We start from the raw sequence: 20765 nt of genomic DNA on the forward strand, positions 1-20765 counted from the left end.
GATGCCGCGCGTCAGGCTACAGGAGTCCCAAATGACCGCTTTTAAACGCATCCCCCCAGAGCAGGCCCAGGCCCTGCGTGAAACAGGCGCGGTTGTCGTCGACGTTCGAGATCCGGCCACCTTCGCCGCCCTGCACATCAGCGGCTCGACCCATCTGGATAACCACTCCCTCTCCGATTTCATCCGCAATGCGGACCTCGATGCCCCCGTGGTGGTGGTCTGTTATCACGGCAACTCCAGCCAGAGCGCAGCCGCTTACCTGGTCAGCCAAGGCTTCTCCGATGTCTATAGCCTGGACGGCGGTTTTGAGCTGTGGCGCACGACTTATCCTGCAGAAACAGCCCCAGGTAACCCGGAATAATTTTTATGACGCCCAAGCCCACGTGAACCGCGGGTTTGGGTGATGGCGGACGAACGGTCTGCCACAACTAATTACGCATTCAACCTTTACCTCTCCGATTCCGAACTATCCTTAGCCTCAGGCCATCCAAAACAGGGGAGAGCCGGTACACCGGCGCGCGGGTTCATCGGGAGACAGCTTTCAGGAGACGGCATTTCTGAAAGCATTCTGGGGGGTAAACGGCAGCTGGGTTCCCAGCGGCCGACCAGCATCGACTGATTGATCCGACACCGGCTCCACGTATCGAGCGAGGTGACGTCATGAGTATTTTTAGCCACTTCCAGCAACGTTTCGAGTCCACGCGGCAGGAGGAATACTCGCTGCAGGAATACCTCGATCTCTGCAAGCAGGAACGCAGCGCCTACGCATCGGCTGCGGAACGCCTGTTGCTGGCAATCGGAGAACCGGAACTGCTGGATACCTCGGCCAATTCGAGGCTTTCGCGGATCTTTTCCAACAAGGTGATTCGCCGCTATCCGACCTTCCAGGACTTCCATGGCATGGAAGAGTGCATCGACCAGATCGTGTCCTATTTCCGCCACGCAGCTCAGGGTCTGGAAGAAAAGAAACAGATCCTGTACCTGCTTGGTCCCGTCGGCGGCGGTAAATCGTCCCTGGCCGAGAAGCTCAAGGAGCTGATCGAAAAGGTGCCCTTCTACGCCATCAAGGGTTCTCCAGTGTTCGAATCCCCCCTGGGGCTGTTCAACGCTACCGAAGATGGCGCGATTCTGGAGGAAGACTTCGGTATTCCGCGCCGCTACCTCAATACCATCATGTCGCCATGGGCCACCAAGCGCCTGGCCGAGTTCGGCGGTGACATCAGCCAGTTCCGGGTGGTCAAGCTCTACCCTTCGATCCTCAACCAGATCGCGGTGGCCAAGACCGAACCGGGGGATGAAAACAACCAGGACATTTCGGCCCTCGTGGGCAAGGTCGATATCCGCAAGCTGGAAGAGTTTCCTCAAAACGACGCCGACGCCTACAGCTATTCGGGTGCGCTGTGCCGGGCCAACCAAGGCCTGATGGAATTCGTCGAAATGTTCAAGGCGCCCATCAAAGTGCTGCACCCCCTGCTGACCGCAACCCAGGAAGGCAACTACAACAGCACTGAAGGCCTCGGGGCGATTCCGTTCAGCGGCATCCTGCTGGCGCACTCCAACGAATCGGAATGGCACACCTTCCGCAACAACAAGAACAACGAAGCCTTCATCGACCGGATCTACATCGTCAAGGTGCCCTACTGCCTGCGAGTCACCGATGAGGTCAAGATCTACGACAAGCTGCTGTTCAACAGCTCGTTGTCCAAGGCCCACTGCGCCCCCGATACACTGAAGATGCTTGCCCAGTTCACGGTGCTGTCGCGCCTGAAGGAGCCGGAAAACTCCAACATCTATTCGAAGATGCGCGTCTATGACGGTGAGAACCTCAAGGACACTGATCCGAAGGCCAAGTCGATCCAGGAATACCGCGACAACGCGGGAGTCGATGAAGGGATGAATGGTCTGTCCACACGTTTTGCCTTCAAGATTCTGTCCAAGGTCTTCAACTTCGATCCACACGAGATCGCAGCCAACCCGGTTCACCTGCTGTATGTGCTGGAACAGCAGATCGAGCAGGAACAATTCCAGGCAGAAACCCGCGAGCGTTACCTGCGTTTCCTGAAGGAGTATCTGGCTCCGCGTTATATCGAGTTCATCGGCAAGGAAATCCAGACCGCGTACCTGGAGTCCTACAGCGAATATGGGCAGAACATCTTCGATCGCTACGTGCTTTACGCGGACTTCTGGATCCAGGATCAGGAATACCGCGATCCGGAAACCGGCGAAATCCTCAACCGCGTGGCGCTGAACGAGGAACTGGAAAAAATCGAGAAACCGGCTGGGATCAGCAACCCCAAGGATTTCCGCAACGAAATCGTCAACTTCGTCTTGCGGGCCCGAGCCAACAACAACGGCAAGAACCCGACCTGGCTCAGCTACGAAAAGCTGCGGGTGGTCATCGAGAAGAAAATGTTCTCCAACACCGAAGACCTGCTGCCAGTCATCAGTTTCAACGCCAAGGCCAGCAAGGAGGACCAGCAAAAACACAACGACTTCGTCACACGCATGGTCGAACGTGGCTACACCGACAAACAGGTACGACTGCTCTCCGAGTGGTACCTGCGGGTCCGGAAATCGCAGTGAGGCAGTGAAGCAGCGGCAAGCTTCAAGCCATGAGCTGCAGGGGCGCTCACCGTCCCTGCGCTTGCGGCTTGCAGCTTGAAGCTGAGAACTTGAAGCTGCCCAGAGGGCCACCTATGAGCTATGTGATCGACCGACGCCTTAATGGCAAGAACAAAAGCACGGTGAACCGCCAGCGGTTTCTGCGGCGTTACCGTGACCACATCAAGAAGGCCGTCGAAGAGGCGGTCAGTCGCCGTTCCATTACCGACATGGAACATGGCGAGCAGATCAGCATCCCCGGACGCGACATCGACGAGCCGGTGCTTCACCACGGGCGTGGCGGCAAACAGACTGTCGTGCACCCCGGCAACAAGGAATTCACCAGCGGCGAACACATTCCGCGTCCGCAAGGCGGAGGTGGCGGGAGAGGTCCGGGCAAGGCCGGTAACTCCGGCGAGGGCATGGACGAATTCGTGTTCCAGATTACCCAGGAGGAATTCCTGGAGTTCATGTTCGAGGACCTCGAGCTGCCGAATCTGGTCAAGCGCAACCTGACCGGCACCGATACGTTCAAGACGGTGCGCGCCGGCATCAGCAATGAAGGCAATCCTTCGCGTATCAACATTATCCGTACGCTTCGCTCGGCCCATGCCCGGCGCATCGCGCTGTCTGGCAGCAGCCGGGCAAAGTTGCGCGAGACAAAGGAGGAGCTCGCCCGCCTCAAGCGCGAAGAACCCGACAATTTTGGCGATATTCAGGAGCTGGAAGCGGAGATCGAAAAACTTAGCGCGCGGATTCACCGTGTGCCATTTCTCGATACCTTCGACCTCAAGTACAACCTGCTGGTGAAACAACCCAACCCCAGCTCCAAGGCCGTGATGTTCTGCCTGATGGACGTGTCGGGGTCCATGACCCAGGCCACCAAGGATATTGCCAAGCGGTTCTTCATCCTGTTGTACCTGTTCCTCAAACGGAACTACGACAAGATCGATGTGGTGTTCATCCGCCACCACACCAGCGCCAGGGAAGTGGACGAAGAGGAGTTCTTCTATTCCCGGGAAACCGGCGGCACGATCGTTTCCAGTGCCCTGAAGCTGATGCAGGAAATCATGGCCGAACGCTATCCGGCCAATGAATGGAACATCTATGCAGCCCAAGCGTCCGACGGCGACAACTGGAACGATGATTCACCCATTTGCCGCGACATCCTGATTAACCAGATCATGCCGTTCGTCCAGTACTACACCTATGTGGAAATTACTCCACGGGAACATCAGGCCTTGTGGTACGAATATGAACGCATTGCCGAAGCGTTTTCCGACACATTTGCCCAGCAGCAACTGGTCTCGGCCGGGGACATCTACCCGGTCTTCCGTGAACTCTTCCAGCGCAGGTTAGTGACATGACCGCCAAAAAAGAGCAGAAGCGTCAACCCATCTCCACCGGCTCCGAATGGACGTTCGAGCTGATCCAGGCCTACGACCGGGAAATCAGCCGTATCGCGGACCGTTATGCCCTGGACACTTACCCGAACCAGATCGAGGTGATCACCGCCGAGCAGATGATGGACGCCTACGCGTCGGTCGGCATGCCTTTGGGCTATCACCACTGGTCCTACGGCAAACACTTCCTCAGTACCGAGAAGTCCTACAGCCGCGGCCAGATGGGGTTGGCCTATGAGATCGTGATCAACTCCGACCCTTGCATCGCCTACCTGATGGAAGAAAACACCATCTGCATGCAGGCCTTGGTGGTAGCCCATGCGTGCTACGGCCACAACAGCTTCTTCAAGGGTAATTACCTGTTTCGCACCTGGACCGATGCCAGCTCGATCATCGATTACCTGGTATTTGCCAAGCAATACATCATGCAATGCGAGGAGCGTCACGGCATCGATGCCGTGGAAGACCTGCTGGACTCCTGCCACGCGCTGATGAACTACGGCGTGGACCGCTACAAACGACCGTATCCGATTTCCGCCGAAGAAGAACGCCGTCGCCAAAAGGACCGCGAAGAACATCTGCAAAAGCAGATCAACGATCTGTGGCGCACCATTCCCAAAGGTGCCGACAAGTACAGCGAGAAAGACAACGCGCGCTTCCCTGCCGAGCCTCAGGAAAACATCCTCTATTTCATTGAAAAACACGCTCCGCTGCTGGAGCCGTGGCAGCGGGAGATCGTGCGCATCGTGCGCAAGATCGCTCAGTATTTTTATCCGCAGCGCCAGACCCAGGTCATGAACGAAGGCTGGGCCACCTTCTGGCATTACACGCTCATGAACGACCTGTACGACGAAGGCCTGGTCACCGACGGTTTTATGATGGAGTTCCTCACGTCCCACACCAGCGTGGTGTTCCAGCCCGGTTTCGACAGCCCGTATTACAGCGGCATCAACCCTTATGCACTGGGCTTTGCCATGTACCGCGATATCCGGCGCATGTGTGAAAACCCCACAGAGGAGGATCGGCGCTGGTTCCCGGACATCGCCGGCTCGGACTGGTTGTCCGCTATCAAATTCGCCATGAGCAGCTTCAAGGACGAGAGCTTCATCCTCCAGTACCTCTCGCCCAAGGTCATCCGCGACCTGAAACTGTTCAGCATCCTCGATGATGACCAGAAAGATGACCTGCTGGTGCCTGCCATCCACGATGAAAGCGGTTATCGCGTCATCCGCGAGACACTGGCGGCGCAATACAACCTGGGCAACCGCGAACCCAACGTTCAGATCTACAGCATCGATCGCCGGGGCGATCGCTCGCTGACGCTGCGCCATCAGGCGCATGATCGCAAACCGTTGGGCGACTCAACCGATGAAGTCCTCAAGCACCTGCACCGCCTCTGGGGGTTCGACATCCATCTCGAAACCCTGCAAGGCGAGCAGGTGATGAAAACCCATCACGTGCCCCCCAGAACCGAGCAAACCGAAGGAGATTATGGCCGGTTGGACCTGGCTGTCATTCATCTTTGAACCCGTTTTCACCTCCGAAGGCCTGGCGCAAAGGTTATCCTGTCAGACCAACGGAGGTTTTTTATGCAGATCTATAAAGTCGGCGGCGCCGTTCGCGATCGCCTGCTGGGCATTCCTGTCACCGACATTGATCGGGTCGTGGTGGGGGCTACGGCCGAGGATATGCTCGCCAAGGGCTTTCGCCCGGTGGGAGCTGACTTTCCGGTATTCCTTGATCCCAAGACCGGGGAGGAATACGCCCTCGCCCGCACCGAACGCAAAAGTGGCCGCGGTTATGGCGGCTTCGTGTTCCACGCCAGCCCTGAAGTGACCCTCGAAGAAGACCTGATCCGCAGGGACCTGACGATCAACGCCATGGCCGAAGATGACCATGGCAATCTTACCGACCCGTACCACGGCCAACGCGATCTCAAAGCCCGCCTGCTACGCCATGTTTCCCCCGCGTTCGCCGAAGATCCCCTCAGGGTCCTGCGGGTTGCCCGCTTTGCCGCGCGTTATGCTCCGCTCGGTTTCAAAGTGGCGGACGAGACCCTGGAACTGATGCGCCAGCTCAGCGACTCGGGCGAACTGCAAGCCTTGACCGCCGAACGCAGCTGGAAAGAAATTTCCCGCGCTCTCATGGAAAAACAACCGCAGGTGTTTATCCAGGTCCTGCGCGATTGCACAGCCCTCAAAGTCTTGATGCCCGAGGTGGATGCACTGTTCGGCGTGCCTCAACCCGAGGCCCATCACCCTGAAATCGACACTGGCGTCCACACCCTGAGCGTGCTGGAGCAGGCCGCGCTGCATGAACAGCCCCTGACAGTTCGTTGGGCGTGCCTGCTGCATGACTTGGGCAAAGGCCTGACGCCCGCGCACGAATGGCCCCGGCATATCGCCCATGAACACACGGGCCTGAAGCTGATCAAGGCGGTCAATGAACGTTTCAAGGCGCCGCGCGACTGTCAGGAGTTGGCCTTATTGGTCGGTCAATACCATACCCACGGCCATCGTGCGCTTGAGCTGAAGGCATCCACTTTGCTTGAGCTGTTGCAGAGTTTTGACGTGTATCGCCGCCCTCAGCGCTTCGAGGAGTTCATCGCCGCGTGCGAGATGGATGCGCGCGGCCGCAAGGGCCTGGAGAGTCGAAGTTATCCACAGGCAGATTACCTGCGTGGAGCGGCAGCGGCCGCACGCGGAGTAGCGGTGCAGCCCTTGCTGGAAAAAGGCTTCAAGGGACCTGAATTGGGCGAGGCGATCAAGCGTGAGCGTCTTCGGGCATTGAAAGCGTATAAAGACGCGGCGAGCTGAGAAAGCTTTGTGTCGGCTTGCATCTCGGCCATCGCGAGCAGGCTCGCTCCCACAGGCATCGCGGGCCGCTCAGGCGCAATGTCGGAGCGAGGCTGCTCGCGATGACGTCAGCGACCTGACAGCAGCTCCAAAGGCGTGAGCGGTACACCCCGCCATTCAAAAGCCACCGGAGCCAACACCTGGTCAATCTGCGACTCATCCCACAAAGTCGCGAAGCTTTTGCCTACGCCAGGATGTATCCGATCGGGTGCAATCAACGACAATGGCCACAGGACAAAGGCGTTCTTGAGAATTTCGGCGCGGGGCAGGATCAAGCCGTCGAAATTGCCGACCTGCTCGCCATACAACAACACGTCGATATCCAGCGGCAGCCCTTTACGGTCCGGCGCATAACGACCGTTGTCTGCCTCGATGAACTTGAGGCGACGGTCCAGCTCCATCAGCGGCAGATCCGTGTAGGCAGCTACGACGAAATTGAAGAAAGGCCCGCTCTTGATCCCCACCGGCTGGCTCTCGAATACCGCCGAACAGCGTATGTCCACCAGGAAACCGGCAAGGGCTTCAAGACCTGCGCACAAGTGGGCTTCGCGCTCGATATTGCTGCCGAGCCCGAGAAAAACCTGAGTCAGCGACATCCGCGCTCGATCTCCACGCCCACGCCACTGGCGGCCGGCACAGCGCCGGGCTTGGTCACTTTCAGGCGCAACCAGGTAATCTTGAACTCGTCCATCAGCGCCTGGGCCAGTCGTTCGGCAAAGGTCTCGACCAATTGGAACTGGGCTTGCTCGGCAAATGCCTGGATGCGCGACGATACGCTGGCGTAGTCGAGCGCTAGGGTCAGGTCATCGCCGGCGGCGGCCGGACGGTTATCCCAGGCGAAACTCAGATCCAGCCGCAGACACTGGCGGATGCCGCGCTCCCAGTCGTAGGCACCAATGACCGTGTCGACTTCCAGGCCTTCGATAAACACTCTGTCCAAGCACTCTTCTCCGCAGCACGACAAGGGCGCAATGCGCCGTTAGAATCAGGGCGTCCTCGCCCGGAATAGTTAGCATGTTTTGGTTACTGGCGACTTTCGCCTACCTGCTCGGCTCGCTGTCCTTCGCCATTTTGCTCAGCCGCCTGACCGGTCGCCCGGATCCGCGAATGAGTGGCTCGGGCAATGCCGGCGCCACCAACATGCTGCGCCTGGCCGGACGCAAACTTGCCATCCTGACCTTGCTTGGCGACCTCTGCAAAGGCCTTGTCCCGGTTCTGCTCGCCAATCTTGCAGGACTTTCGTTGCAGCAACAGGCCTGGATCGGTGTCTGCGCGGTCATGGGTCACTTGTTCCCGCTGTACTTTCGCTTTCGCGGCGGCAAGGGCGTCGCCACCGCCGCCGGCATGCTGCTGGGTCTGTATCCCCCCGCCGCCCTGCTGGCCGTCGCTGCCTGGCTGCTGACGTTCTACCTGACCCGCACCAGCTCCCTGGCCGCCCTGATCGCCACACCGCTGATCCTGCCATTGCTGGCCTGGCAGGAGCCGGCGGCCTTGCTGCCGGTAACCGCACTCGTTGCACTGATCGTCTGGCGCCACCGGGGCAATCTACGCGACCTGTTTGCCGGGCGCGAACGGCATTTTTAATCCAATCGCCCTACAGCGGTGACAACTGCTCCATGGGCCAGCGCGCCTGCACGCTGATTGCCAGGCTTTCGTGCTGGCCGGCTTGCAAACGCTGGCATCCGGCGAAGGCAATCATCGCCCCGTTATCTGTGCAGAACTCCGGCCTGGCGTAGTAAACGTCGCCGTTCATGCTGCCAAGCATGTTCTCTAGTGACACGCGCAAAGCCTTGTTCGCACTGACTCCGCCAGCGATCACCAGACGCTTGAGTCCGGCCTGTTTCAGGGCGCGCTTGCACTTGATGGTCAAAGTCTCCACCACCGCCTGCTGGAACGCCAGCGAGATGTCGCAACGGGCTTGCTCGCCGTCGTCTCCGGCGCTGACGCATTGCTGCCAGGTGTTCAGGGCGAAGGTTTTCAGGCCGCTGAAGCTGAAATCCAGACCGGGGCGGTCACACATCGGCCGCGGGAAGACGAAACGCCCTTCCACTCCGTGGGCCGCCAACCGTGCGATTTCCGGTCCGCCCGGGTAATTGAGGCCCATCATCTTCGCGGTCTTGTCGAAAGCTTCACCGGCAGCGTCGTCCAGGGTTTCCCCCAACAGTTCGTATTGGCCGATGCCATCGACCCGGACCAACTGGGTATGACCGCCAGAGACCAACAAAGCGACGAACGGAAACTCCGGCGGTTGCGGCTCCAGCATCGGCGCCAGCAAATGACCTTCCATGTGATGCACACCCAAGGCCGGGATACCCCAGGCGAAGGCGAGCGCCTGGGCACAGGAAGCACCCACCAGCAGCGCGCCCACCAGGCCCGGCCCGGCGGTGTAGGCAATGGCGTCGATCTCGGTCGGCACACAGCCGGCCTCGGCCAGGACCTGGCGAATCAAGGGCAGCATGCGCCTGACGTGATCGCGGGACGCAAGCTCGGGCACCACGCCGCCATAGGCGCGGTGCAGGTCGATCTGGCTGAACAGCGCATCGGCCAACAGGCCGCGTTCACTGTCGTATAATGCGACACCGGTTTCGTCGCAGGAGGTTTCTAATCCCAGTACTAGCATGGGTTTGCGCCTTGTAGAGGCTGAATTCGAAGGCGCGCATAATAGTCGTCGCGTTGTGCCCCGACCAGCGGTTTTCGATCAGAGGCTTTGCATTCCGAGCGATGAGGGGTTAACATCCGCAACCCTTAAAAACCGACGTCTTCAAGTGCTCTTTTGCCGCGAGGATGTTGACCCCGGTAATGAATGAAGGTAGCTCTGGATGCCAGCCGTCAAAGTAAAAGAGAACGAACCCTTCGACGTAGCTCTGCGTCGTTTCAAGCGCTCCTGCGAAAAAGCCGGTGTTCTGGCTGAAGTTCGTAGCCGCGAATTCTACGAGAAGCCGACTTCCGAGCGTAAGCGCAAAGCAGCAGCCGCTGTTAAGCGTCACGCCAAGAAAGTTCAGCGCGAACAGCGCCGCGCCGTACGTCTGTACTAATACACAGACGTCCGTAGCAAGCTTCTGCCAAGCCCGGCCCTCAAGCCGGGCTTATGGCATTTGCGGAAAACGCTTGATGCTTCACTGTCAAAGTCGCACATGCGACCGAGACAACCTGCTTTACCACGTCAGACCTGGCTCTTTTGCCAGCGGTGCACGTCTCTTCTGACGAGCCTTCCAAGGCTACTGACGAGCACACCCTGATTCCTCTAACGACGATCAGCCCAAGGCACCTGCTTGCGTGCCCGCCTGATGATCCGAGGCCTGAACGGCCGTTACCGGACTCAGCGCAACATATTCAAACAGTCGAATACTGATTAGTGATTAACGTCAGTGGACTATCGGCAGATACACTTCCCGACAGCGATGATGCAGACGACCCGGTCGAGCCACCGTTTTACCGTGCCTCAAGACCAAGAGTCGGTTACGCCTGCTGATTTCGGGTCCATATTTCGCGCAGTGATGATGAGAACGCCATGGCCGGGCTGATTCCCCAGAGCTTTATTGACGACCTCCTGAACCGCACCGACATCGTCGATGTGGTCAGCTCTCGCCTGCAAATGAAAAAAGCCGGCAAGAATTACACGGCCTGCTGCCCGTTCCACAAGGAAAAGACCCCGTCCTTCAGCGTCAGCCCCGACAAACAGTTTTACTACTGTTTCGGCTGTGGCGCTGGCGGCAATGCCCTCGGCTTCATCATGGACCACGACAACCTGGACTTCCCCCAGGCTGTCGAAGAACTGGCCAAAGCCGCCGGCATGGAAATTCCCCGAGAGGAAAGTGGCCGAGCGCACAAACCGCGCCAACCCACCGACTCGCCGCTCTACCCATTGCTGACAGCGGCGGCCGATTTTTATCGCCAGGCCCTCAAAAGCCATCCTGCCCGCAAGGCAGCCGTGGATTATCTCAAGGGCCGCGGCCTGACCGGGGAAATCGCCCGGGATTTCGGCCTCGGCTTTGCCCCACCCGGCTGGGACAATCTGTACAAGCACTTAAGCAGCGACACCTTGCAGCAGCGCGCGATGATCGACGCCGGCCTGCTGATCGAGAATGCCGAAACCGGCAAGCGCTATGATCGCTTCCGCGACCGGGTAATGTTCCCGATCCGTGACACGCGCGGACGGATCATCGCGTTTGGCGGCAGGGTCCTGGGCGACGACAAACCCAAGTATCTGAACTCCCCGGAGACCCCGGTATTCCATAAAGGACAGGAACTCTACGGGCTGTACGAAGCGCGCAAGAACAACCGCAACCTCGACGAAATCATCGTCGTCGAAGGTTACATGGACGTGATCGCCCTGGCCCAGCAAGGTTTGCGCAATGCCGTTGCGACCCTGGGCACCGCCACCAGCGAAGAGCACATGAAGCGCCTGTTTCGCGTCGTGCCCAGCGTGCTGTTCTGCTTCGACGGCGATCAGGCCGGCCGCAATGCCGCCTGGCGAGCACTGGAAGCGACATTGCCATGCCTGCAGGATGGGCGGCGAGCGCGCTTTCTGTTTTTACCCGAGGGCGAGGACCCGGATACCCTGGTGCGCTCCGAAGGCACCGATGCTTTCCGTGCGCGGATCAACCAGCACGCGCAACCGCTGGCCGATTATTTTTTCCAGCAGTTGACCGAAGAAGCCGATCCACGCTCCCTCGAAGGCAAGGCTCATATGGCCACCCTCGCGGCACCGCTGATCGACAAGGTACCCGGCGCCAACTTGCGCACACTGATGCGCCAGCGTCTGACCGAAATCACCGGCCTGAACAGCGAAGCGGTCAATCAGTTGGTCCACAGCGCCCCCCAGGAAGCACCGCCGGCTTACGACCCAGGCATTGATTACGACGCGATGCCGGATTTCGCCGACTATCATCAACCTCAGCAGGACTACGCGCCTGCGCAGGAATGGACACCCAAGAAACCGGGCAGCGGCGGCAAGAAATGGGACAAAAAACCCTGGGACAAGAACGGTAAGCGCGGCGATCGCGACCAGCCACGTGCCCCGCGCGTGCCGGCCGCCGTCGAACCACCAACACTGGCCGCCCTGCGGACTTTGCTGCACCACCCGCAACTGGCTGAAAAGGTCGAGGACGCTGGGCACTTCGCCGCCGAGGACCACAGCAATACGCAATTGCTGATCGCACTCCTTGAAGCCGTGCAGAAGAACCCCAAACTTAACTCTTTCCAGTTGATCGCCCGGTGGCACGGCACCGAACAAGGGCGCCTGTTGAAGGCCCTGGCCGAGAAGGAATGGTTGATTGATGGAGACAACCTTGAACAACAGTTTTTCGACACCATTACTAGCTTGTCCGCCCGCCAACGCGAGCGAAATCTGGAACAACTTCTGCGAAAAGCTCGCCAGAGCGAGTTGACCAGCGAAGAGAAAAACCAATTGCGCGATTTACTCAGCCGCAATGTTTGCGCATCAAACCCGACCTCAACTGGCGCGTGAGGTCACAGCTCAGGTATAATCCTCGGCTTGTTTTTTGCCCGCCAAGACCTTCAGTGGATAGGGTGTTATGTCCGGAAAAGCGCAACAGCAGTCTCGTATCAAAGAGTTGATCCTATTGGGTCGTGAGCAGGGCTACCTGACTTACGCGGAGGTCAACGACCACCTGCCGGAGGATATTTCAGATCCGGAACAGGTGGAAGACATCATCCGCATGATCAACGACATGGGGATCAACGTATTCGAGGTTGCTCCAGATAAGGATGCCCTTATGCTGGCCGACGCCGATACCGACGAGGCGGCCGCTGAAGAAGCGGCCGCAGCGTTGGCAGCGGTCGAGACCGACATTGGTCGCACCACCGATCCCGTGCGCATGTACATGCGTGAAATGGGTACGGTAGAGCTCCTCACGCGTGAAGGCGAAATCGAAATCGCCAAGCGCATTGAAGAAGGCATCCGCGAAGTGATGGGCGCAATCGCGCACTTCCCTGGCACGGTTGACCATATTCTCTCCGAGTACACCCGCGTAACCACCGAAGGTGGCCGCCTGTCCGACGTCCTGAGCGGTTACATCGACCCGGACGACGGTATCGCGCCGCCTGCAGCCGAAGTGCCGCCGCCGATCGACGCGAAAGCCGCCAAGGCCGACGACGACACCGATGACGACGACGCCGAAGCCAGCGACGACGAAGAAGAAGCCGAAAGCGGTCCGGATCCGGTCATCGCTGCCCAGCGTTTCGGCGCTGTGGCCGACCAGATGGAAATCACCCGCAAGGCGCTGAAGAAGCATGGCCGCAACAACAAGCAGGCAATTGCCGAGCTGTTGGCACTGGCCGAGCTGTTCATGCCGATCAAACTGGTGCCAAAGCAATTCGAAGGCCTGGTCGAGCGTGTCCGCGGCGCCCTGGATCGTCTGCGTCAGCAAGAGCGCGCGATCATGCAACTGTGCGTGCGTGATGCCCGCATGCCACGTGCTGATTTCCTGCGTCAGTTCCCTGGCCACGAAGTCGACGAAAGCTGGACCGATGCACTGGCCAAAGGCAAAAGCAAATACGCTGAAGCCATTGCCCGCCTGCAACCGGACATCATTCGTTGCCAGCAGAAGCTGACCGCGCTGGAGGCCGAAACCGGCCTGACCGTCGCCGAGATCAAGGACATCAACCGTCGCATGTCGATCGGTGAGGCCAAGGCCCGCCGCGCGAAGAAAGAGATGGTCGAAGCGAACTTGCGTCTGGTGATCTCCATCGCCAAGAAGTACACCAACCGCGGCCTGCAATTCCTCGATCTGATCCAGGAAGGCAACATCGGCCTGATGAAAGCGGTGGACAAGTTCGAATACCGTCGCGGCTACAAGTTCTCGACTTATGCCACCTGGTGGATCCGTCAGGCGATCACTCGCTCGATCGCCGACCAGGCCCGCACCATCCGTATTCCGGTGCACATGATCGAGACCATCAACAAGCTCAACCGCATTTCCCGGCAGATGTTGCAGGAGATGGGTCGTGAACCGACTCCGGAAGAGCTGGGCGAACGCATGGAAATGCCTGAGGACAAAATCCGCAAGGTATTGAAGATCGCCAAAGAGCCGATCTCCATGGAAACCCCGATCGGTGATGACGAAGACTCCCATCTGGGTGACTTCATCGAAGACTCCACCATGCAGTCGCCGATTGATGTCGCCACCGTTGAGAGCCTCAAGGAAGCGACTCGCGAAGTGCTCTCCGGCCTCACTGCCCGTGAAGCCAAGGTACTGCGCATGCGTTTCGGCATCGACATGAATACCGACCACACCCTTGAGGAAGTCGGTAAGCAGTTTGACGTAACCCGCGAGCGGATTCGTCAGATCGAGGCCAAGGCCTTGCGCAAATTGCGCCACCCGACGCGAAGCGAGCACTTGCGCTCCTTCCTCGACGAGTGATGTTAAAAACCCCCGGCCCTGCCGGGGGTTTTGTTATGTGCAGATAAAATCCCCCCGCTACGCCCCCCCGCCCTATTGCCCGTCTACACTCGAAACATCCTCCCCAAGCCATGACGAGACCGTGATGCCCAGACTGACGGCCGTGATTTTGCTGTCATTGATGAGCTGGACCGCAACGGCTGGCGCGCTGACGCTCACCGACGAAGAGCGCCGCTGGCTCAAGGAACACCCCGACCTGCGCCTGGGTGTCGACGCCTCCTGGCCACCGTTCGAATTTCGCGACGATCAGGGGCGGTATCAGGGCCTGGCCGCCGACTACGTGGATGTTATCCGCGAGCGGCTGGCTGTCACGCTCACGCCTATCGAGCCCGTCAGCTGGACGATGGTGCTGGAGCAGGTCGCACAGGGCAAAATCGATCTTTTACCCGGCATCATGTCCACGCCCGAACGTCAGAACTACCTGGCCTTCACCCGCCCATATCTGGACTTTCCCATCGTCATCCTGGCCCATCATGGCGGTGCAGAACCTCATAACCTTGAGGATTTGTACGGGCTGAAAATCGCCGTGGTGGAAAACTATGCGCCCCACGAACTGTTGCGCAACCACCATCCAGACCTGAATCTGGTGGCGCTGCCCAATGTCAGCTCAGCCTTGCAAGCCTTGGCCACAGATAAAGTGGATGCGGTGGTGGGCGACCTGGCTTCCAGTGTCTGGAGCCTGCGCCAACTCAAGCTTGACGGGCTCTATGTCAGCGGAGAAACACCCTATCGCTATCAACTGGCCATGGGCGTCCCCCGGGAGAACAGGATACTGGTGGGTATCCTGGACAAGGTGATAGCGGACATGAGCCCGGCCCAGATCAGCGAAATCCAGGAGAAATGGGTCGGCAATGTCCGAGATTACCGAAGGTTCTGGTCAGACCTGCTGGTTTACGGCTTGCCTGCGCTGCTCCTCTTGAGCGGTGTCCTTGCGGCGGTGATTCGCATCAATCGCCGCCTCAGCTCAGAGATCGCGCGCCGAGTCGATCTGGAACAAGAACTGCGCAGCAGCGAATACCATTACCGCGGGCTGGTGGAGAGCCTTTCAGCAATTGCCTGGGAGGCAAGGGTCAGTGACTTCACCTACAGCTACGTGTCGCCTCACGCCGAAGATCTGCTCGGTTATCCCCTCTCTCACTGGCTGATTCCAGGGTTCTGGCGCAACATCATTCATCCTGCCGACCTGATCCGCGCCCAGAGCTATTGTGAGCATGAAGTGCTGGCGGGCCGGGACCATTGTATTGATTACCGCGTGATCACTGCTGACGGTCGCTGCCTGTGGGTGCGCGACATTGTCAGCCTGATCGAACACGGCCACGAACCGGTGATGCGCGGGTTGATGATCGACATCAGCGAAGCCAAACGCACCGAGGAAGCGCTGCGCCTCTCCGAGCAAAAATTCGCCTCGGTATTCCGTCAATGTCCGGACATCCTGGTGATAGCGCGCCTGATGGACGGTTGCCTGCTGGAGGTCAACAAAGCCTTCGAGGAGCAGATTGGCCTGAGCGCCGCAGAGGTGGTGGGCCAAACCGCGACCGAACTGAACATCTGGGGCATCCAGGACGTCGGCCCGGGCCTGCTGCAACGATTACAGGCCGGCAGTATCCGCAATCTGGAGATGCCTTTCCGCCGCAGCAATGGCCAGGTGTTCACCGGGCTGATCTCGGCCGAACCCTTCGACCTCGACACCACCCCAGCCCTGGTCGTGGTAGTCCGTGATATCAGCCAGCTCAAGGAAACCCAGCAGCAGTTGCAGACTTCCGAAGAGAAGTTCGCCAAGGCTTTTCATGCCTCGCCCGACGGCCTGCTACTGTCCCGGCAAAGCGACGGCCTGCTGATTGAGGTCAACGAAGGCTTCAGCCGTATTACCGGTTTCAATAGCGCCTTGTCGGTGGACCGTTCCACCCTGGACCTGGGTATCTGGGTCAACCTCAATGAGCGCAAACAGATGCTCGACCAATTGCAACGAGACGGTTATGTCAGGGACTTCAGATGTCATATCCGCCGTAACGATGGGCAGATAAGGCTCTGCGAAGTGTCCAGCCGCCCTCTGCCCATCGGCAACGAAGACTGCATGCTGACCATCGCCCGGGACATCACCGAACGCCACCTGATGCAGGAAAAACTGCAACAGGCAGCCACCGTGTTCGAAAGCACTGCCGAAGGCGTGCTGATCACCGATACACAACAGCACATCAGCGCGGTGAACCGCGCCTTCAGCGAGATCACCGGCTATAGCGAAACCGAAGCCTTGGGTCACACGCCGCGGCTGTTGGCTTCCGGCCTGCATGACAGTGCGTTCTATGCCGCGATGTGGCACCAGTTGACCGCCGAGGGACACTGGCAGGGGGAGATTTCCAACCGGCGTAAAAACGGCGAGTTGTATCCCAGTTGGCTGACCATCAGCGCGGTGCGTAACCGGGATCGGGAAATCACCCATTTCGTTGCGGTCTTTGCCGATATTTCCAGCCTCAAGCACGCCCAGGCCCGACTCGATTACCAGGCGCACCACGACCCGCTCACCGGCCTGCCAAATCGCACATTGTTCGAAAGCCGATTACTGACGGCGCTCAACAGCCAGCAGGAAGATGGCGGCCAGGGTGCGGTGCTGTTCCTGGACCTGGACCGCTTCAAGCACATCAATGACAGCTTGGGACACCCGGTGGGAGATCTGCTGCTCAAGGGTATCGCCGTGCGCCTGCGCGAGCAGTTGCGCGATATCGATACCGTGGCGCGCCTGGGGGGTGACGAATTCATCATCCTGCTGCCAGGCCTGCAACAACCCAGCGACGCCGAACACATTGCCCAAAAACTGTTGAATTGCTTTGCCGCACCGTTCCAGGCCGGTGAACATGAGTTTTTCATCAGCGCCAGCATCGGCACCAGCCTGTACCCACAGGATGGCTGCGACGTCGCCACGCTGGTCAAGAATGCCGACGCGGCGATGTACCGCTCCAAGGCCAAGGGGCGCAACCGGGTTGAAAGCTACACCCGCGACCTCACCGCCCAGGCCAGTGAGCGGGTGGCACTGGAACACGAGTTGCGACGCGCCATCGAGCGCAACGAATTATCGTTGTCCTTCCAACCCAAATTCAGCCTTGCCGACAATCGCCTGGTGGGCGCCGAGGCGCTGATTCGCTGGACCCACCCCACATTTGGCGACGTACCGCCGGAGCATTTCATCCCCCTGGCCGAAGAAAACGGCATGATCCTGCAGATTGGCGACTGGGTACTGGAACATGCCTGTCGACAACTGTCCGAATGGAACGACGCCTACGAAAGCCTCGGCCCGCTGTCGGTCAACCTTGCCGGAGCCCAATTGCGCCAACCCAACCTGCTGGGGCGTATCGAACAGTTGCTGCGTGAGCACCACCTCAAGCCCGGCTTGTTGCAACTGGAAATTACCGAAAACTTCATCATGAGCCAGGCCGAAGAAGCCCTCGCGGTGCTGCACCAGCTGAAAAAACTCGGTGTGCAACTGGCGATAGACGACTTCGGCACCGGCTACTCCTCCCTGAGCTATCTCAAGCGTTTGCCATTGGACTTCCTCAAGATCGACCAGTCCTTCGTCCGTGGCCTGCCCGATGACCCGCACGACGTGGCCATCGTGCGGGCAATCATCGCGCTGGGCCGCAGTATGCAATTCACCATCATCGCCGAAGGCGTCGAGACCCTGGCCCAACAACAATTCCTGGCTGAAGAAGGGTGCGAACAGATCCAGGGCTACATCGTCAGCCTGCCCCTGTGCGCCGAAGAGTTCGCCGCAACGTTTCTTCGTATGACCGTATCGGATTTTTCGGATAGCACAGCCGAGAAACCGTCGCTATAATCCGCGGCCTACTGAGGGCCTATAGCTCAGTTGGTTAGAGCAGAGGACTCATAATCCTTTGGTCCACGGTTCGAGTCCGTGTGGGCCCACCATACAAAAAGCCGCGCATTGCGCGGCTTTTGCGTTTTTGAGTGGCGAGACTGTGTGATCTGGCCCAAGGTCTTCATAAACCGCGCAACAAGAGCGTCATCCATGCGGTATGTACCCGCCCAGCTATAGTGAATTTCGCCTATACCGGACATTCAGTGAATCAAACTGGTAGTCCCCGCTGAACAGGCGTCGGACAGCTCCTGAGACGGATTAAACACAACTCTCAGGGCGCCGAAACTACCGCTCTGTAGTACAGTTGCGCCCGCCAGGGCCCGGCCACTGCCAGCGATAAAGGCCGGTTTAGCCCTCGAACGACTCGACGGTGCCATATAGCGAGTTTTCAGATCGGGAACGATCGGCGGCACCGAAACGTCCGAAGACGCGAAATCGGATGTAAAACCAGGCATAAACTGATCGCGGGACGCTCAAGAGAGCGATTCCGCCGATAATAAGAAATATAGGAGAAACAGATGGAATTCCTGCAAACGCTGTTTGGGTATGTCGACAGCCTCACGTGGGGGTGGTCGCTCATACCCATTCTCGTGGTCTTCGGAGTGTTCATCACGATCATGTCGGGTTTCGTCCAGTTCGAATTCTTCGGCCGGATGTTCCGCGTGCTGTCAGGGAAGAACCAGAACAGTGACCCCAACAACCTCAGCGCGCGACAAGCGCTACTCGTATCCGTGGGCGGCCGCGTGGGCGGCGGAAACATTGCCGGTGTAGCCGTCGCGATCACGCTCGGTGGGCCCGGCGCGGTTTTCTGGATGTGGTGCATCGCGCTCGTCGGCATGGCGACAAGTCTCGTCGAATGTACGCTTGCCCAGATCTACAAGCGCACCGACGGTGAACACTCCTTCCGTGGCGGCCCAGCCGACTATATCCGGCACGGCCTCGGGTCGAACTACAACTGGCTGGCGATAGTTTATGCAGTCTGCCTGCTGTCGGCGTTCGGCCTTGGCTTCAACGCCTTTCAAGGCAACACGGTTGCCGGCGCGATGCAGGATTCGTTCGGGATCAGCCGCCTTGTGACCGGGGCACTCCTGGTGCTTGTCACCGGTTTTGTGATCTTTGGTGGAATCAAGCGCATCGCCAAGGCGGCCGATGTCGTGGTGCCCGTCATGGCGCTGGGTTACCTGGCGCTTGCCCTGATCGTCATCGTGATGAACATCGGTGAAATTCCGGCGCTCTTCGTACGCATCGTCTCCAGTGCCTTCGGCTATGAAGAAGCCATCGCCGGCGGCATGGGGGCTGCGATTGCACAAGGCTTGCGCCGCGGTCTGTTCTCAAACGAGGCTGGACTTGGTTCAGCACCGAACGTTGCAGCGACAGCGTTGGTACATCACCCGGTCAGCCAGGGCATTACCCAATCGTTTTCGGTTTTCATCGACACGATCGTGATTTGCTCGTGCACGGCTTTCATCATCCTGTTGGGTGATGTCTATGTTGCCGGTGCTACAGGTATCGACGGTGTCGTGCTGACACAACAGTCACTGGCCAGCCATTTTGGTGAGTGGTCGCGCTACGCGTTGAGCCTGGCGATCCTGCTCTTCGCCTTCTCGTCCATCATCTATAACGTCTATCTGGGTGAGAACGCACTGGCGGCCATCACCAAATCCAAACCGGCCCTGCTGGTGCTGCGCGTGTTTATCCTGGGCTTGATTTTCCTCGGCGCCGCGGCCCCGAACGCCACCTCGGTGTTCTTCTTCTCAGATCCGATGATGGGCATTCTGGCACTGGTGAACCTCATTGCGATTTTGATGCTGTTCCCTACCGCGATACGGGTGATCAACGACTTCCGCGCGCAGTTGAAAGCCGGTGTGGCAAGGCCGGTCTTCGATCCGGCAAATTTCCCCGACCTCGATCTCGACCGCAAGGCATGGGATACCAATCGCTGGAAATGATCCCGGCCCGGTCGCAGCCTGGATTGGGCTGTGGCCGCATCTGAAACGGGCTGATGCCAGCATCGTCAAATCTGCGGATACTGCCACCATGACCAACGTCATGGTGGCAGGCATTCCCGAGCGCATCCCAATGGAGTAGGTGGCAAAGGCATGCGAGCCTGTAACATGCCAGCCACCGATATCCACGCCGGAGCCCATCTTGTCTGACACCCGCCCTCCCGTCCTCGACGAAATCGACCGCCAACTGATTGCCGCCCTGCAAATCAATGCCCGGGAAAGCGTCGCCATGCTCGCCCGACAATTGGGCATCGCCCGCACCACCGTGACTTCGCGGCTGGCACGGCTGGAAAAAACCAAGGTCATCACCGGGTACGGCGTGCGTCTGGGGCAGCGGGTGATAGACGGCGGGTTACAGGCTTACGTCGGCATCAAGGTTCAACCGCGCTCCGGCAAGGACGTGCTGCGGCGCTTGAGTGCGATGGCCCAGGTCCAACAACTGTGTGCGGTCAGCGGCGAATTCGACTATGTGGCCTGGCTGCGCACGGATTCACCGGAGCAACTGGATCAGCTACTGGATCAGATTGGCAGTGTCGATGGGGTGGAGAAAACCACCACTTCGATCATCCTCAGCAGCAAGATCGATCGGGGGCAGCCGGTCTAGA

General features: G+C 59.0%; 15 protein-coding genes and 1 tRNA gene. 13 read left to right on the forward strand and 3 right to left on the reverse strand.

The genetic code is table 11. The features are described from left to right. Nucleotides 1–31 precede the first annotated feature (31 nt). The 5 genes from glpE (at nucleotide 32) to GKKCFE_RS23245 (ending at nucleotide 6820) form a co-directional block, all read left to right on the forward strand. Complete coding sequence (glpE, locus tag GKKCFE_RS23225; protein WP_047228074.1) at nucleotides 32–361, forward strand: thiosulfate sulfurtransferase GlpE; 330 nt, start codon at nucleotides 32–34, stop codon at nucleotides 359–361. Between the two features lie 299 nt (nucleotides 362–660). Beyond that, entirely contained in the window at nucleotides 661–2583 is a 1923-nt protein-coding gene (locus GKKCFE_RS23230) for a PrkA family serine protein kinase (protein WP_445577136.1), read from the forward strand. 113 nt (nucleotides 2584–2696) lie between these two features. After that, nucleotides 2697–3968, forward strand: coding sequence for a YeaH/YhbH family protein (locus GKKCFE_RS23235; protein WP_047228076.1), 1272 nt, complete (start codon nucleotides 2697–2699; stop codon nucleotides 3966–3968). Continuing rightward, a complete protein-coding gene (locus GKKCFE_RS23240; RefSeq protein WP_047228077.1) occupies nucleotides 3965–5530 on the forward strand; it encodes a SpoVR family protein in 1566 nt (521 codons plus the stop codon). Before GKKCFE_RS23235 ends, GKKCFE_RS23240 begins: the two co-directional genes overlap by 4 nt. Before the next feature lie 63 nt (nucleotides 5531–5593). Then, nucleotides 5594–6820, forward strand: a complete 1227-nt coding sequence (locus tag GKKCFE_RS23245; protein WP_047228078.1) for a multifunctional CCA addition/repair protein — start codon at nucleotides 5594–5596, stop codon at nucleotides 6818–6820. 107 nt (nucleotides 6821–6927) lie between these two features. Here GKKCFE_RS23245 and folK read toward each other — a convergent pair whose 3' ends face one another. Then, nucleotides 6928–7455: a 2-amino-4-hydroxy-6-hydroxymethyldihydropteridine diphosphokinase gene (gene folK / locus GKKCFE_RS23250; RefSeq protein WP_316912286.1), complete on the reverse strand. Its 528-nt coding sequence runs from the start codon at nucleotides 7453–7455 to the stop codon at nucleotides 6928–6930. Further along, complete coding sequence (gene folB / locus GKKCFE_RS23255) at nucleotides 7446–7799, reverse strand: dihydroneopterin aldolase (protein WP_018607238.1); 354 nt, start codon at nucleotides 7797–7799, stop codon at nucleotides 7446–7448. Before folB ends, folK begins: the two co-directional genes overlap by 10 nt. Before the next feature lie 74 nt (nucleotides 7800–7873). Between folB and plsY the strand changes: the two genes are divergently transcribed. Further along, entirely contained in the window at nucleotides 7874–8443 is a 570-nt protein-coding gene (plsY, locus tag GKKCFE_RS23260; protein WP_139049024.1) for a glycerol-3-phosphate 1-O-acyltransferase PlsY, read from the forward strand. A gap of 10 nt (nucleotides 8444–8453) precedes the next feature. Here plsY and tsaD read toward each other — a convergent pair whose 3' ends face one another. Further along, complete coding sequence (tsaD, locus tag GKKCFE_RS23265; protein WP_445577137.1) at nucleotides 8454–9479, reverse strand: tRNA (adenosine(37)-N6)-threonylcarbamoyltransferase complex transferase subunit TsaD; 1026 nt, start codon at nucleotides 9477–9479, stop codon at nucleotides 8454–8456. Nucleotides 9480–9678: 199 nt separating this feature from the next. Here tsaD and rpsU point away from each other — a divergent pair, with 199 nt between their 5' ends. From rpsU to GKKCFE_RS23300, 7 genes are all read left to right on the forward strand, one after another. Next, nucleotides 9679–9894 carry a 30S ribosomal protein S21 gene (gene rpsU, locus GKKCFE_RS23270; RefSeq protein ID WP_002551877.1) on the forward strand — a complete coding sequence of 72 codons (216 nt, stop codon included), beginning with the start codon at nucleotides 9679–9681 and terminating at the stop codon, nucleotides 9892–9894. 476 nt (nucleotides 9895–10370) lie between these two features. Further along, a complete protein-coding gene (gene dnaG, locus GKKCFE_RS23275) occupies nucleotides 10371–12329 on the forward strand; it encodes a DNA primase (protein WP_047228082.1) in 1959 nt (652 codons plus the stop codon). Between the two features lie 67 nt (nucleotides 12330–12396). Further along, nucleotides 12397–14244 carry an RNA polymerase sigma factor RpoD gene (gene rpoD / locus GKKCFE_RS23280; protein WP_047228083.1) on the forward strand — a complete coding sequence of 616 codons (1848 nt, stop codon included), beginning with the start codon at nucleotides 12397–12399 and terminating at the stop codon, nucleotides 14242–14244. A 124-nt stretch (nucleotides 14245–14368) separates the two neighbouring features. Then, on the forward strand, nucleotides 14369–18112 hold the full coding sequence (locus tag GKKCFE_RS23285) for a bifunctional diguanylate cyclase/phosphodiesterase (protein ID WP_445577138.1): 3744 nt from the start codon (nucleotides 14369–14371) through the stop codon (nucleotides 18110–18112). A gap of 15 nt (nucleotides 18113–18127) precedes the next feature. Beyond that, nucleotides 18128–18204, forward strand: a tRNA-Ile gene (locus GKKCFE_RS23290). 468 nt (nucleotides 18205–18672) lie between these two features. Then, nucleotides 18673–20103, forward strand: a complete 1431-nt coding sequence (locus tag GKKCFE_RS23295; protein WP_188251807.1) for an alanine/glycine:cation symporter family protein — start codon at nucleotides 18673–18675, stop codon at nucleotides 20101–20103. Between the two features lie 199 nt (nucleotides 20104–20302). Continuing rightward, the gene (locus tag GKKCFE_RS23300) at nucleotides 20303–20764 is read left to right on the forward strand and encodes an Lrp/AsnC family transcriptional regulator (protein ID WP_024779396.1); all 462 of its coding nucleotides are present in this window, start codon (nucleotides 20303–20305) and stop codon (nucleotides 20762–20764) included. Nucleotide 20765 lies beyond the last annotated feature (1 nt).

The organism is Pseudomonas sp. E141 (genome assembly GCF_052659885.1).